This window comes from Haladaptatus paucihalophilus DX253 (assembly GCF_000376445.1).
GTDB classification, from domain to species: domain Archaea; phylum Halobacteriota; class Halobacteria; order Halobacteriales; family Haladaptataceae; genus Haladaptatus; species Haladaptatus paucihalophilus.
This window is the reverse complement of the sequence record NZ_AQXI01000006.1, coordinates 11891-24720: the sequence shown is the minus strand read 5'-3', so window position 1 is coordinate 24720 and position 12830 is coordinate 11891. Positions and strand designations below refer to the sequence as shown.

The window sequence follows — 12830 nt, the reverse complement described above, 5'->3', positions numbered from 1 at the left end:
ATTCACAATTTAATCGACTATCCGACACAACCGCACGTTCGGAACCCTTAGTCTCTGGACTCCGACGCGTCCCCCCCCTCTGCGGATTTCATGAGTTTGGACCCCGAGTCGTTGCGGCCGTGAAACTCCGCACGAAGGTCGTCGTCGTCCAACTCCATAGCCGTGGACGAAAGCTCGTTTCGAAGCGATGCTAACCGCGTCTCGAGTTCGGTGTAATCCTCGTTTTTCGACAACTCGTCCGATTCCTTGCGTTCTTCGAGCGCCGCTTTCTTCGACGACAGCGCAAGCAGTTCCTGTACTTGCGAGTCGTACGTCGAGCGGGTCTCGAGCGACGCGACGATTTCACGGAGCTGTTCCGGGTCGGAAACCGGTTTACAGATGTAGGCATCGAATCCGAGTTCGAGAATGTCAAAATCCGGTTCGACGGCGGTCACCATCGCCACCCGACAGTCGAACGCCTGCTCGCGGATTTCGTCGAGAACCTCCTGCCCGGAGCGGTCGGGCATCCGACGGTCGAGAAGAACGATATCGACGTCCTCGTCGATAGTTTCTAGAGCCTCGGTTCCGTTGTACGCCTTCCGGACTTCGTAGGAATCTTCGAGCCAGCGTGCGTGTAAGTCAGTGATAGCATGTTCGTCGTCAACGATGAGAACAGTTGGCTCGTCAGACATTGGTTGCGTTGAGGTTCACTGCCGTTGCTATATCAAATGTAAGGTTGCGATTCATACACCGGCAGCGGCTTCGAATATAATCCATAAACGACACTCACTCGTCTTGCAATCAATAAACCGATGGATCGCATTTTTATAAAAGTTTTTCGGAAGGGGTTCTAAAGATGGCGGAGAGAAACCGAGTGAGCCGCCGGTAACTACAATATCCCCGAACGCATGCCTCGGCTAGAGAGATGAGCGTTTTGACCGAGTTCGCCGTGCCATCGGAGGAGTTCATCCTTCACGAGACGCTGGAGCGAATCTCCGATATTCACGTCGAAATAGAGCGCGTCGTTGCGGACAGCGAGTACGTGACACCGTATTTCTGGGCGAGCGGGGAATCGGTCGAGCGGTTCGAGCGTGCACTCGGCGAGGACGTAACCGTCGAGACAATAACGTTGCTCGAAAACCACGACAACGAACGGTTCTATCGCGTCTCGTGGCGGCAGCGCACGGGGACCGTCGGTCACGCCGTCTCGGAGTTGAAAGCTAGCATTCTGGAGGCGACGAGCGATGGAAACGACTGGTATCTCAAACTGTTGTTTCCGAGCGAGTCGTCGCTGACGGAGTTCCACGACTACTGTTCGAGTTACGACCTCTCGTTTCAGTTGATTCGAATGTACGAATCACGACATCCGAACGCGTTCGGGAAGTACGAAGTGACGCCGAAACAGCGGGAAGCACTGGTAACGGCGCTCGATTCCGGCTACTTCAGCGTCCCTCGTGGAGCGACGTTGAAACACGTGGCCGGGGAACTCGACATATCACCGAACGCACTTTCGACACGATTACGCCGTGGGCATGCAAATCTTATCACGAACACACTGCGACATGAAGGATAGTACCTGCATTTGCAAGCCAATGCTTTTTGACAACCGGGTAGCTAATAAGGGATGGTAATAGTCACACACTGGCTTTAGGGTAGGCTACTGTATGGCTTATAACGAATACGGGTTGTCACAACGGCTCGCAGGTATGAATAACGATAGATGGGTACGAGGCGACGGGGAAGGCACGTGTACACCTCCATGTCTATCCGAACGTCTTGCGGAATATCCTCACACTTGCGCCGAAAACGACGAGACAAAAACGGTTCGAATTTCTATAAAAAATCGGCCAAAGATGATGGAACGGCTGGGGATTCAACGACCAAGAATACAAACGTATATTAGGGGATAGTATAGGAGAGCAATACATTGATATCGAGTTCCAGTGTATTTAGCATGCAAAATAGCCTCGGTAATGTAAAAATAAAATTATATATTGGGAAATGGAATAAATGAACGTCCGCAAAATAGAAGAAGATCTCCAGGGAGCGTCAAACGTTCTCGTCCTCGCCCCTCTTACGCCTGATGGCAACCGGGCACATATGGAGCTCGTAGCTTCGACGCGACCCGAAAACGTCAGTCTCGCGGCCGTCACCTACACGCAACCACCGGGACAGTGGCTCGGGGACTGGGAACGGAGCGTGGGCAGATCACCGCGAGAGGTTCGTTTCATCCACGCGAGCGGGATGGCACAGTCCGAAACGTACGACGAACAGACGTCCAACACCGTGACGACGGAGGTCGTCGATCCGACCGACCCGATGGAGATAATCGTCCCGTTGAGCGACCGACTGAAGGAGTGGTCGAACGGGGAAACGCAGCCGGTCGTCTCGGTACAGACGCTGACCGTCCTCCTCGAATACGTCGATTTCGATACCGCATTCCGATATCTCCACATACTCACTCACCGAATACAGGCCGCGGGGGGCATCGGCTATTTCCAGATGGACCCCGACATTCACGACCCCGAGACGACGAATACCCTGAAAACGCTGTTCGATGTCGTCGTCGAGATTTCCGACAACGGTGCCGAGTGGACGACCACTCCAGCCTACTCTCCGGACGACGAGGCGAGCGAATCGAACGAAACCGAAGAGTCCGCCGAATCGAACGACAAGCCGAGCGACGGACCGCTTTCTTCCATCCGTTCCGTCCTGTCCGGGCTGTTCGAGCGAAAGAAACCGGAAGATGAGAAAGGGGAAACGACCGTGGCAACCACCACGGAAGAATCACCCCAACAAACGGAACAAAGACGGGAACCAGAACAGCCGCCGGTCGGAAATCTGGCCGACGAGGAGATGCTCACCGACGAAGAGAGAATTCGGTCGCTCCTCATCCAGTACGGCGGCCGGATGAAGCAGGCGGATATCACGACCGAAACCTCGTGGTCGAAATCGACCGTGAGCAGAAAACTCTCGAAGATGGAGGAAAACGACGAGATAACACGGGTACAAATCGGACGCGGGAATCTCGTCTTCCTCAACGGGTCCGAACCGGAAGCGTCGAAATCCCCGTTCGAAGCCTAATCCTGTTCGACGGCAAACGTACTGGCGATAAGCTGCCGGGTTGCACGCCGAAGTTGTTGCGAAATCGCCGACGTAGAGACGTCGAGTTCCTCGGCGAGTTCGCCCTGTGAGATACCACGGGGCACGTCGTAGTAGCCCGATTGATACGCGGTGAGAACCGTGTCGCGCTGGCGACCGGTCAGCCGAGCGCCGTCAGGGTCCGTGTTCGGGTCCGCATCGAATAGTTGCCGCACACGGAACGTGATCCCGTGCTCCAGACACGCTTCCCGGAGTTGGATGAGCGGTTCACGCGAGAGCATCTGGATACGGATTACCCAACCACCGGTGCCGCTCTTTACGTCGAGGACGCGAATACCGAGGTCGGCGGCGGTAGGGAGGAACGGAACGACATCCGATTCGGGCCGAATCCGATACACGCGCCGGTCGGCGGCGGCGGAGAAAAGTGTCGCCGCACGGACGGTCGCATCCGTCTCGAGCGATCGCTCGAACGGGGAAAAATCGTCCCCGACGACGGAAACGAACAAAAGCGAGCCGTCGGCCATCGGCGTTTCTTCCATCTGAATGGTCACTTCAGGGGACGATTCTATCGTCGGAACGAGAATGAGACGCCCATGTGAGACAAAAATTTCGGCAAAGAGAGTTCTCGGTGGAGCGGAAAGAGCGGAATCGTCCTGTGCAGCGCCCTTCGACGAGCCGTCCGGTTCGTTGAGAGGGCCATCGGAGTTAGATGCGCCATGTGCCATTGTCGAGGAACCCGAACTCGGTTGTGGTATTTCATTACGTCACATTAAACTTTCGGGAATCGAACATGGGCTAAGATTCAACCGGGATGTCACACCGACCACCGATTACGTGGGTCGTCGAAGGGCAAGACAGGACGCCGTTCGACGCCGCTCGTGGATAGAGAACTGAGCACGAGGGGTATTGGAGTCATGAGCGCTAACGACCCTCGCGGCCGGATATTGTAAGACCCCGCCTCCGCGCTGGGCGTATCTTTCTACGTCTCGTTCCCTGTTTACTATAGGGCGATTAATCGAATCTTTAAATTTCATAATTTTAATGTTGGAATTAACAGACGAGAGGGCAAGAGAGGAACATCGTCCACAATTGTTTCAGCAGACATCTCGTACGACAATATAGACCAATCGAGAGATAGTACGGCCAGTAATTGGACAATACGGTCCGACAAGTGCGGACAGACGGGTCATAGAAGGAACCAACCACTGTCGTAAAACCACCCGTACAAGGCCAGAGAGCGGTGTTTTCTAGCGGTAGTGTCGAGGATAGTGACACTCCCACACATGTTAGTTCACGTAATTTTAGTATAAATGACAAGTAATACGACCACACAACTTATAGGTGTGCTAAGCGGCATAACAAGCCATCACAACCGTTCGCAACAAATTGGGAGCGCATTATTGGTTTATTACCTATTCTAGCGATAATTCAGCCGTCATGAGCGCTACAGAAGTTCACACCAATGATGGAGGAACGCATACCGTTCCGGAAGTAAGTGCCGAGACTGAGCTCTCAAAGGATAAAATCTTCCACCTCCTTCAAACGCCTCGTCGGCGTCACGTACTACGGTATCTCAAGGGACGCGACGGGACGGTCGAGATGCGCGACCTCGCGGAGCAGGTCGCCGCGTGGGAGAACGACACGACCGTGCAGGCGCTCACCTCGGACGAACGCCAGCGCGTGTACATTCCACTTTATCAGTCACACCTGCCGAAACTCGACGAGGAAGGAATCATCGACTACGACCAGAGCCGCGGGACGGTCAAACGGACGAAACTTGCGGACCAACTCGACCGGTATCTCTCCGTCGAAGCGGAGGAAACCGACCACGAGGAGATCGGTCGAGAACCACCGTGGGAATTTTACTACCTCGGCGTTTCGACGTTCAGCACCATCGTCCTCGCCGGTGCTGTCCTTGGCATCCCCGTCCTCGCCACGCTCCCGAGCGTCGCTATCGGCGCCATCATCATCGCCATGTTTTCGTTCGTAACGCTCGCCCAATTCATGTCGGGGTGGACGGCGCGCGAAGGATAGACGGGACCGAAACGACGACGCACCGAACCAGTATGGCACCGATCAGTCAGCGTGTGATGTTAGCTGTTTTTCTTCCGCCGCCATCGTGTCAGTGAGGCAGTCAACGAGTGCGAAGATGGCCTCCTGATGGGCGGTTTTCGAATGATGTATCGATGTCGGTTTTACCCCAGTTTGCTCGTACTCGGATAGGTCTACCGTTCGTCCACTCCGCTCCTCGTACTGGTTTCGAACCGCCGCGAGTAAGCCGTGAACGTGGATCAGCTCCTGTTTCTTCATATTGTAGCCACGTGATGACTCGTCGCATATATTATCTTTGGCCGAGGGTAAACGGATAGTTCGTGACGGATTACACGAACGCGGCTATTATGATGAAACTTTGTAATGATGGTAGAATTGTCTAGTTTCAAACGAACCGTTTAATCCGTTTTTCATCGCCTGAGGAGGGCATTATCATGCACTTAACTAATACCCTGTAGACATAACATCGAGCCGAACATGTACGACCTGACTGGCTTCCAGCGAGACCTGTTGTACGTCATCAACGGGTTGACCGAACCACACGGACTCGCCATCAAAGAAGAGCTCGAAGATTACTACGAGAAGGACATCCACCACGGCCGGCTCTACCCGAACCTCGATACGTTGGTCGACAAAGGATTGGTCGAGAAGGGGCAAGTGGACCGTCGAACCAACTACTACACCCTCACCCGGCGCGGACAGCGGGAGATCGAAGCGCGTCGTGAATGGGAATCGAAGTACGTCAGCGAGAAAGAAAGCGCCGAACTCGCGGACTAACGACCGACCCCTTTTCCCCCCTTACAGGTCGTTTGTACTTAAAACACGGAAATACTAACGCATACCTTTTGGGGGGTTCCTTTTCATACTCCATCTGATGGCCGTCGGGTAGAGACGGGAAACGCACACTATGCCGAGAAACCACGACATATCAAACCGGGTGGACGCTATCGAACGTTGCGCGTACTGTAAGGATTACGTCCCAGTAACACGCATCGAAATGGAGTTGGAGGAAAAGGGAACCTATCTCCAAGCGAGCGTAGATATCTGCGAGAACTGCCTGGATAAATCACGGTAACCACGGGTAGGAATCACACGGAAAGCGAGTGAGTAACCGAAACGGACCAAAACGCGGCGAGAACGAAAGTCACAGCAGCGAGACTGGGAACGAGGGACAAAAGCGGAAATCGAAAAGCGGCACCGATGAACAGAACCGACCCGAAGAGGGAAACGGTCAGATAGTACGCATTCCATCGACGCTCCTCATCCTCGGGTTCGATGTCGGGGCCGCGGCCGGCATCGAGGTAGCGTTCTAACTGTGACACGAGGGGAGTTTTCTTCACGATACCCCGGTTTTTGTCGTAGTCGATGACCCCTTCTTCGTCGAGTTTCGGGAGGTGAGATTGGTACAACGGGATGTACGCTCGCTGACGTTCGTCCGAGGTGAGCGCGTGGACGGTCGTATCGTTTTCCCACGCGGCGACCTGCTCCGCGAGGTCGCGCATCTCGACCGGTCCGTCCGTATCCCAGAGATAGCGAATCGCAGCGCGGCGTCGCTGACTCTGTAGCAGGTGGAACACGTCATCAGTCGATAGCTCGTTTTCGACGGGTGACTCGTCGACGGAAACCCGTCCGTCGGATTGGATCGAGAGTTTCTCCCTCGCACTCATGACATTCACCATCAAAATCAGGAGCGATAATAAACCGGTGACGCGCTCCCAGACCGTTTCGAACTGTTTCAAACGGTGAGAAGGACCGAAACTAGACGGGACGGCATTCCGAGTTTATGTAGGGTATGTGCGTAGGAGAAATCGAAATGAGCCAGGCAAACCACATACCCGCCTGGGCAGCCTCTCCAGAGGAGTTCGAGCGAACCCTCGAAGTCCTCGTCTCCACGGCACGAGACAACGACGTAGAACTCGACCGCTCGTGGACCTTCCGCCACGAGAAACACGACGACGTGATGGTGGAGATAACGAGCCTCGCCCCGCGACCCGAACTAGCCGAGCCGACGCCGAGTCAACCATCCGTATCCGAGGAGGCGACGGCCGCCGATTTCAAACTCGCGCTCGACGAGCTGCTGATGAAAGGACAAGACGAAGGGATGACGTTCGACCGCTCCTGGACCTTCCGAGATTCGAACCCCGACAGCAACGATACGATGGTCGAAATCTCGCGCTTGGCGAAGTCCACGTGAGAGCTAAATTAGGCCATCGGCAGTACAGATAATAGAGACGTTAACCGGACCACGCCGCGGTCTACGTGTTTTCAGGATGAGGATATCTATGGTAGCTGAAAGACACGCATGAGGTACCATCCGGGGATTTAAATGTTTGCATTGAGTATAGAACGTTGATGAAACGGTCCACTCGCCAACGGGAGCGCCGCGCGGAGCAAACCGAAACCGAGGAGGAGGAGGGGGTCACGGGATGTCCCGAGTGCGGGTCGAAAAACCTCGTTAACAGTGCGGACCAGTCCGAACTCGTCTGTGACGACTGTGGACTGGTCGTCGAAGAAGATCACGTCGACCGCGGGCCCGAGTGGCGCGCGTTCAACCATAGCGAGCGCCAGAGCAAGTCGCGCGTGGGAGCGCCAACCACGCAGACGATGCACGACAAAGGACTGACCACGACCATCGACTGGAAGAACCAGGACGCGTACGGTCGGTCGCTGTCGTCGGAAAAACGAAGTCAGATGCACCGACTGCGCAAGTGGCAAGAGCGCATTCGGACGAAGGACGCGGGCGAGCGCAACCTGCAGTTCGCGCTCTCCGAAATCGACCGGATGGCATCCGCGCTGGGTGTCCCACGGTCGGTACGCGAAGTCGCGTCGGTCATCTACCGACGTGCATTGGCCGAAGACCTGATTCGCGGACGCTCCATCGAAGGCGTCGCAACGAGCACGCTGTACGCCGCCTGTCGGCAGGAGGGTATCCCACGAAGCCTCGAAGAAGTCGCGGAGGTCTCACGGGTGGATCAGAAGGAGATCGGTCGAACATATCGATACATCTCCCAAGAACTCGGCCTCGAAATGAAGCCGGTCGACCCGAAGCAGTACGTTCCTCGATTCTGTTCCGACCTCGGTGTCAGTGAAGAAGTGCAGTCCAAAGCGAACGAGATTATCGATACGACCGCGGAACAGGGGCTTCTCTCCGGGAAATCGCCGACCGGTTACGCCGCCGCCGCGATTTATGCCGCCTCGCTTCTGTGTAACGAGAAAAAGACCCAACGAGAGGTTGCTGACGTCGCACAGGTGACGGAAGTCACCATCCGAAACCGGTACCAAGAGCAGATCGAAGCCCTCGGTATCCACTAGGCGTTTAAGCACTTCACACATCCAGCCGAATTTTTACACACGGTCGGCGTCTTCGACTAGTCGCGAGACCGGTTGGCGCCGTCGGATCTCAGGGAATTCGACGAGCGTAGACGCGTCCGTCATCGGACAGTGGATTCCGGTTGAATCTACTTGACTCGAATATCACGTGACGCCGTTTGGACATCGGACGCGAGACGATAGGAGTTGTGTGAACGTCTGGCATTCTCCCTCTCCCTCGGGCGTGGCTGCTGGGGGAGAACACATTGTTGGATATTTCCATGCGAATCGGGACGGAGGTTCACTCCGTCGCTGTTCGCCGAGACGAAAGATACCGACGAGTAGAACGTGCTGAAGGACATCAGAACATTTCATCGAAAGCGAACGGAAACGCCCGCCCGGAAGGAGAACTTTCGTAGGAGGATGGAGACACAAGGTGGGATGCCAGCCCACGGCCATCGCCTCCGGCAACGCCGAGCGAGTCGGTTACCGTAACGCACATGGGACGCCCGTCTTGGGCGTACCGGAGACGAAGAGTGGTATCTATTTTGTTATACACCAGCTAAATTATATGATAGGCGTGTTTTCCGACACCGTTGCAGATATAGAGGATGTCAGAATCGATTATCATACGCGATATTTGCAAGCAAGTTTAAGCATTTCGGTGACTGATTCGGCATTATGATTGATATTATTGAACTCGTCGAGGACAATCTCGAATCGATGTTAAATTCTGGGGAGGTCGAATGTCCATCGGCGGAGTGTACCAATCGACGATTTCGTGTCGATATCTGGCAGGACGACGAGAAGGGAATCGTGGGCGATGCGTACTGCCGTGACTGTGACCTACAGATACAGTTAGACCTGTTAGACGAGCCGATAGACGAGGCCGAATCCACGCTCAAAGAAGTCGAAGCCGAATTGCATCGATCGACGCCGCCCAAGACTGATGGAGAGCAGTTAGAGGCAGTCGAATGACAACAAGCCAACAATCGAATAGTATTGTATTATTTCGTCACACTCTTTCCGACAGGTACTTATCTAACGGCCAAAAAGCAAGCATTGAGAGTTACGGGAGAGTTCAATCCGATTAACTATCGCCCCAAATAACAGCCAGAATAACACAATTATCTTTGGCCAGAGGATTGCTGTTATATAATATTTATAATAGAATTCATAAATATTGCTTGGAGTAGGAAGTTTTATATCCTCTGTCAATGAATATCACACCATACTACCATGTCAGAGGCAGAAACCGTTAGTAACGTGGAAACCGCGCGCGACCTCACCGCGTTCCAACAGAACGTCCTGATAGTACTCTCGGAGGAATCTCGATACGGTCTCGCCATCAAGCGCGAGCTCGAAGATTACTACGACGAGGAGGTAAACCACGGTCGCTTGTACCCCAACCTCGACACGCTCATCGAGCGTGGACTGGTCGAGAAGAGCGAACTGGACAAGCGAACGAACGAGTACGCCATCACCGACGACGGAATCGCGGTCCTGCTCGACTCGTTCGAGTGGCGGTTCCGGAAGTTCATCACGAACGATGAACGCGAGGAAGAGATTCGAGCGCTCCTCGAACAGTAGCGACGCTGCTTCTCACGGTCCTCGACCGTTTCCCGAACCGAAAAGCGACGGCGTTCAACGCGGAGATTCCTAATTCACTCGAAACGGTCCAGGCGCTCCCGAATCGCCTCGCCGTCGATACCGTCGAGCGCCTCGAGACCGGCCTGAACGACCAGTGGATAGAAGTGGCGATTTTTCTCCAGTTCCTCGCCGACCGCTCGTTCGTAGGCGAGATTAAGCTCCTTGTAGCGGAAGTTCAGCTCGGAGCGCTGCTCTTCGGGGAGATACATGTAGGTCCCGACGCGAGTTTCCTTGACGCTCTCAGACGCGGTGGAATCGGCGTCGTCGGTTTCATCGTCGGTTTCCGACGGGTCGGACGCCACACCCGTTTCACCTCCCGACACCGAGTCGGCCGGTTCGGTGGATTCGGACGCCGCGGACTGTTTGTCACGCTGCGCGCGACGGCGACGGAGACGGTCGGCGCGGCTCTCGTCGCTCATGCGGACATCTCCATCGATCCGAACTGCCGTTCGAGGTCCTCGGCGATAGTGAGGAACACGGCGGTCATATCACACTCCTCCTCGACTTCGAACAGAGAACAACCGGCCGAGAACGCACGTTGGAGCGTCACCCGTTTTCTGACCTCCCAGACGGGGATGTCGGTGAACACCTCGTCGAACCACGTGAGCATCGCGTCCGCTTCGTTGGTCGTCTCGACGCGGTTGGCGACGAGTCCGAGGTCACGAATCTGCGTGTCGTACTCCGCTTCGAGGACTTCCATCTGGTCGAACAGGATTTCCAACGCGCGCTTGCTCGTCGACTCCGCGAGCGCCGGAATGAGAACGTTTCCGGCGGCGAGCAGGGCGTTATCGGTGAGGTTTCCGAGATACGGCGGGCAGTCGATGATGATGACGTCGTAGTCAGCATCGAGCGCATCGAGGACCTGCGTCAGCCGTTCCCGACCACGCATCGCCATGGTGAGTTCCGGCTCGACGCTGGTCATGTCGATGTTGCTCGGAAGCACGTCCATCTCCTCGTGGGAGACGATGAGCGAATCGACGTCCTCGCGTTCCTCGTGGTCGGTCAGCGCATCGAACAGGGTCGGGGGTTGTGCCTCGTACTCGGCCTCCAATCCGAGCCCTTCAGTGGCGTTCCCCTGTGGGTCGAGGTCGACGAAGAGCACGTCGTGCCCTCGCTGATTCAACGCTCCCGCGACGTTGATCGCCACAGTCGTCTTCCCGACCCCGCCTTTCTGGTTCGAGACGGCAATTTTGGCTGTGTCGGACATACAAAACCGCAAAACCGTCCAAACAACATAAAACCGCGTCAGACGTTCACAAATAAACCTATAAAACGACGTTACAGACGCTAAAAATAGCATATAGCCACAGGATCCAAACCATCAGAACTATCAAAACTAGTTTTGCTATACAAACTGGCGAAGAGAAACGGGCGTATCTGGAGGGGGCGGGCGGTTTTGATAGTTTGGACAGCTATGATTGTTTTGTCGATTGTTACAGTTCTGCTAGTTCAGTTAGGTCGAGTGGGAGTGGTAACGAGTGGAATAGGAGGCATGGTAACAAGTGGACAGGATAGATGATTTTGATGGTTTTGATGGTTTTGATGGTTTTGAGAGGATGGACAGTTTTGACGGGACGTGGGAAGTGCTTGACGCGTACGATAAGCGCAGTTCGACGACGGGGGCGACGTGCCAACGAAGCCACTACCTACCGGTGGCGACAGCACAGCGACCATGCACCGAGTTCAGACGGGGCGCTGTCGGCGTGCAACAGCGATGATGAGCGTTCCGACGGCGAGTACCAACACCCCGATCGCGACCAGTATCAGCGGTGCGTTCACGCCGGGAACGAAATTCTCGAAGAGGAGCACGGCACCGATCAGGAACAGAGCCGCACCCACCCAGAATCGCCCTGTTTGTCCCAACATCCCGTTAGCACTTCGGTCGGTATGAGCATAAAAAGAGCGGCAGACGGGTTATCGGCGGAAAGATGAGCGGCGGAAGAATGAACGGCAGACGGGCGACTGGCGCACTGGCCACATCGGAACCCACTTATTATACACTCGAAATTCAATCGGTATGAATCGACGACAGTTCGTCGCCACAGTCGGCGTCGCGGCGCTCGGTGGCTGTTCGACGCTCAACGGGGACGACGAGATTGCGACGCCGACGTCCGGTCCAGAAGGCGGAACGACCACGGTAGAGATGAAAACCGATGGAAACGGGTCGTACTTCGACCCGATCGGGTTGTATCTCAAACCGGGCGATAGCGTGACGTTCGTCGTGAAGAGTGGCAACCACTCGGCGTCGGCCTACCACCCAGACAACATCTACGCCGAAACCACTCGGATTCCCGAGGATGCCCCCGCGTGGGGAAGCAAAGTTCTCCAAAAAGGCGAATCGTACGAACACACGTTCAACGCCGTCGGAACGCACGATTACTACTGTATTCCTCACAAGCCGCTCGGAATGGTCGGACGCATCATTGTCGGAAAACCGGGCGGCCCTGCCGACGGCAGTATGCCACCGGACGGAGAGGTTCCGAAGACGAAGCCGATCCTCGAAGAGGAGTCGGTGTCGTACGAAGAATTTAGCGGGTGAAAGCGTGACCGCAACCGAGGAAAACACCAGTCCCCCTCTCGACGAATGATCCGCCCTCGGATAGCCCCAGTTGGGTCGCTCCCAGAACCGTCCGTCGAACAACCGAATCCGAGACAGTCAGGGTTCAGGGCGCTCACCGATAACGCAAAAAAACTGCTACCGAGTTTTTCTTTTTCACAATCAGTATTCGGCGGGTAAA

General features: G+C 55.3%; 16 protein-coding genes. 9 read left to right on the top strand and 7 right to left on the bottom strand.

Annotated features, from left to right (window positions below):
- Window positions 1-47: 47 nt before the first annotated feature.
- Complete coding sequence (locus B208_RS0122615; RefSeq protein WP_007981225.1) at window positions 48-671, bottom strand: response regulator transcription factor; 624 nt, start codon at window positions 669-671, stop codon at window positions 48-50.
- 233 nt (window positions 672-904) lie between these two features.
- Here B208_RS0122615 and B208_RS0122610 point away from each other — a divergent pair, with 233 nt between their 5' ends.
- Together B208_RS0122610 and B208_RS0122605 are read left to right on the top strand one after the other, a co-directional pair.
- Window positions 905-1552 carry a helix-turn-helix domain-containing protein gene (locus B208_RS0122610; RefSeq protein WP_007981222.1) on the top strand — a complete coding sequence of 216 codons (648 nt, stop codon included), beginning with the start codon at window positions 905-907 and terminating at the stop codon, window positions 1550-1552.
- Window positions 1553-1989: 437 nt separating this feature from the next.
- Window positions 1990-3063: a helix-turn-helix transcriptional regulator gene (locus B208_RS0122605; RefSeq protein WP_449404121.1), complete on the top strand. Its 1074-nt coding sequence runs from the start codon at window positions 1990-1992 to the stop codon at window positions 3061-3063.
- Here the strand turns inward: B208_RS0122605 and B208_RS0122600 are convergent.
- A complete protein-coding gene (locus B208_RS0122600; protein ID WP_394294989.1) occupies window positions 3060-3806 on the bottom strand; it encodes a helix-turn-helix domain-containing protein in 747 nt (248 codons plus the stop codon). The two genes, B208_RS0122605 and B208_RS0122600, sit on opposite strands and share 4 nt — an antisense overlap.
- Before the next feature lie 712 nt (window positions 3807-4518).
- Here B208_RS0122600 and B208_RS0122595 point away from each other — a divergent pair.
- Complete coding sequence (locus B208_RS0122595) at window positions 4519-5115, top strand: DUF7344 domain-containing protein (protein WP_026178046.1); 597 nt, start codon at window positions 4519-4521, stop codon at window positions 5113-5115.
- Window positions 5116-5157: 42 nt separating this feature from the next.
- On the opposite strand, the gene B208_RS0122590 is transcribed toward B208_RS0122595, so the two are convergent.
- Window positions 5158-5391 (bottom strand): UPF0058 family protein, encoded by a 234-nt coding sequence (locus tag B208_RS0122590; RefSeq protein ID WP_007981215.1) that lies wholly within the window; start codon window positions 5389-5391, stop codon window positions 5158-5160.
- Between the two features lie 219 nt (window positions 5392-5610).
- Here B208_RS0122590 and B208_RS0122585 point away from each other — a divergent pair, with 219 nt between their 5' ends.
- Window positions 5611-5910: a PadR family transcriptional regulator gene (locus tag B208_RS0122585; RefSeq protein ID WP_007981213.1), complete on the top strand. Its 300-nt coding sequence runs from the start codon at window positions 5611-5613 to the stop codon at window positions 5908-5910.
- Window positions 5911-6221: 311 nt separating this feature from the next.
- On the opposite strand, the gene B208_RS0122580 is transcribed toward B208_RS0122585, so the two are convergent.
- Window positions 6222-6800 carry a DUF7344 domain-containing protein gene (locus tag B208_RS0122580; RefSeq protein WP_232423944.1) on the bottom strand — a complete coding sequence of 193 codons (579 nt, stop codon included), beginning with the start codon at window positions 6798-6800 and terminating at the stop codon, window positions 6222-6224.
- A 146-nt stretch (window positions 6801-6946) separates the two neighbouring features.
- Here B208_RS0122580 and B208_RS0122575 point away from each other — a divergent pair, with 146 nt between their 5' ends.
- From B208_RS0122575 to B208_RS0122560, 4 genes are all read left to right on the top strand, one after another.
- The gene (locus tag B208_RS0122575; protein WP_007981209.1) at window positions 6947-7327 is read left to right on the top strand and encodes a hypothetical protein; all 381 of its coding nucleotides are present in this window, start codon (window positions 6947-6949) and stop codon (window positions 7325-7327) included.
- A gap of 158 nt (window positions 7328-7485) precedes the next feature.
- Window positions 7486-8445, top strand: coding sequence for a transcription initiation factor IIB (locus tag B208_RS0122570; protein WP_007981208.1), 960 nt, complete (start codon window positions 7486-7488; stop codon window positions 8443-8445).
- Window positions 8446-9123: 678 nt separating this feature from the next.
- A complete protein-coding gene (locus tag B208_RS0122565; RefSeq protein WP_007981207.1) occupies window positions 9124-9420 on the top strand; it encodes a hypothetical protein in 297 nt (98 codons plus the stop codon).
- Window positions 9421-9681: 261 nt separating this feature from the next.
- Window positions 9682-10032 (top strand): PadR family transcriptional regulator, encoded by a 351-nt coding sequence (locus B208_RS0122560; RefSeq protein ID WP_026178045.1) that lies wholly within the window; start codon window positions 9682-9684, stop codon window positions 10030-10032.
- Between the two features lie 74 nt (window positions 10033-10106).
- Here the strand turns inward: B208_RS0122560 and B208_RS0122555 are convergent, their stop codons facing one another.
- The 3 genes from B208_RS0122555 to B208_RS0122545 form a co-directional block, all read right to left on the bottom strand.
- Entirely contained in the window at window positions 10107-10511 is a 405-nt protein-coding gene (locus tag B208_RS0122555) for a hypothetical protein (RefSeq protein ID WP_007981205.1), read from the bottom strand.
- On the bottom strand, window positions 10508-11299 hold the full coding sequence (locus tag B208_RS0122550) for a ParA family protein (RefSeq protein WP_007981204.1): 792 nt from the start codon (window positions 11297-11299) through the stop codon (window positions 10508-10510). The genes B208_RS0122555 and B208_RS0122550 overlap by 4 nt, the downstream gene beginning before the upstream one ends.
- A 476-nt stretch (window positions 11300-11775) precedes the next feature.
- Window positions 11776-11958, bottom strand: a complete 183-nt coding sequence (locus B208_RS0122545) for a hypothetical protein (RefSeq protein WP_007981203.1) — start codon at window positions 11956-11958, stop codon at window positions 11776-11778.
- 151 nt (window positions 11959-12109) lie between these two features.
- On the opposite strand from B208_RS0122545, the gene B208_RS0122540 reads away from it, so the two are divergent.
- On the top strand, window positions 12110-12631 hold the full coding sequence (locus tag B208_RS0122540) for a plastocyanin/azurin family copper-binding protein (protein ID WP_007981202.1): 522 nt from the start codon (window positions 12110-12112) through the stop codon (window positions 12629-12631).
- Window positions 12632-12830: the final 199 nt, after the last annotated feature.

Excerpts from the sequence above, each read along its gene's own strand:
- B208_RS0122615 (WP_007981225.1), bottom strand. The coding sequence starts at position 671 with ATGTCTGACGAGCCAACTGTTCTCATCGTTGACGACGAACATGCTATC.
- B208_RS0122610 (WP_007981222.1), top strand. The coding sequence starts at position 905 with ATGAGCGTTTTGACCGAGTTCGCCGTGCCATCGGAGGAGTTCATCCTT.
- B208_RS0122605 (WP_449404121.1), top strand. The coding sequence starts at position 1,990 with ATGAACGTCCGCAAAATAGAAGAAGATCTCCAGGGAGCGTCAAACGTT.
- B208_RS0122600 (WP_394294989.1), bottom strand. The coding sequence starts at position 3,806 with ATGGCACATGGCGCATCTAACTCCGATGGCCCTCTCAACGAACCGGAC.
- B208_RS0122595 (WP_026178046.1), top strand. The coding sequence starts at position 4,519 with ATGAGCGCTACAGAAGTTCACACCAATGATGGAGGAACGCATACCGTT.
- B208_RS0122590 (WP_007981215.1), bottom strand. The coding sequence starts at position 5,391 with ATGAAGAAACAGGAGCTGATCCACGTTCACGGCTTACTCGCGGCGGTT.
- B208_RS0122585 (WP_007981213.1), top strand. The coding sequence starts at position 5,611 with ATGTACGACCTGACTGGCTTCCAGCGAGACCTGTTGTACGTCATCAAC.
- B208_RS0122580 (WP_232423944.1), bottom strand. The coding sequence starts at position 6,800 with ATGAGTGCGAGGGAGAAACTCTCGATCCAATCCGACGGACGGGTTTCC.
- B208_RS0122575 (WP_007981209.1), top strand. The coding sequence starts at position 6,947 with ATGAGCCAGGCAAACCACATACCCGCCTGGGCAGCCTCTCCAGAGGAG.
- B208_RS0122570 (WP_007981208.1), top strand. The coding sequence starts at position 7,486 with ATGAAACGGTCCACTCGCCAACGGGAGCGCCGCGCGGAGCAAACCGAA.
- B208_RS0122565 (WP_007981207.1), top strand. The coding sequence starts at position 9,124 with ATGATTGATATTATTGAACTCGTCGAGGACAATCTCGAATCGATGTTA.
- B208_RS0122560 (WP_026178045.1), top strand. The coding sequence starts at position 9,682 with ATGTCAGAGGCAGAAACCGTTAGTAACGTGGAAACCGCGCGCGACCTC.
- B208_RS0122555 (WP_007981205.1), bottom strand. The coding sequence starts at position 10,511 with ATGAGCGACGAGAGCCGCGCCGACCGTCTCCGTCGCCGTCGCGCGCAG.
- B208_RS0122550 (WP_007981204.1), bottom strand. The coding sequence starts at position 11,299 with ATGTCCGACACAGCCAAAATTGCCGTCTCGAACCAGAAAGGCGGGGTC.
- B208_RS0122545 (WP_007981203.1), bottom strand. The coding sequence starts at position 11,958 with ATGTTGGGACAAACAGGGCGATTCTGGGTGGGTGCGGCTCTGTTCCTG.
- B208_RS0122540 (WP_007981202.1), top strand. The coding sequence starts at position 12,110 with ATGAATCGACGACAGTTCGTCGCCACAGTCGGCGTCGCGGCGCTCGGT.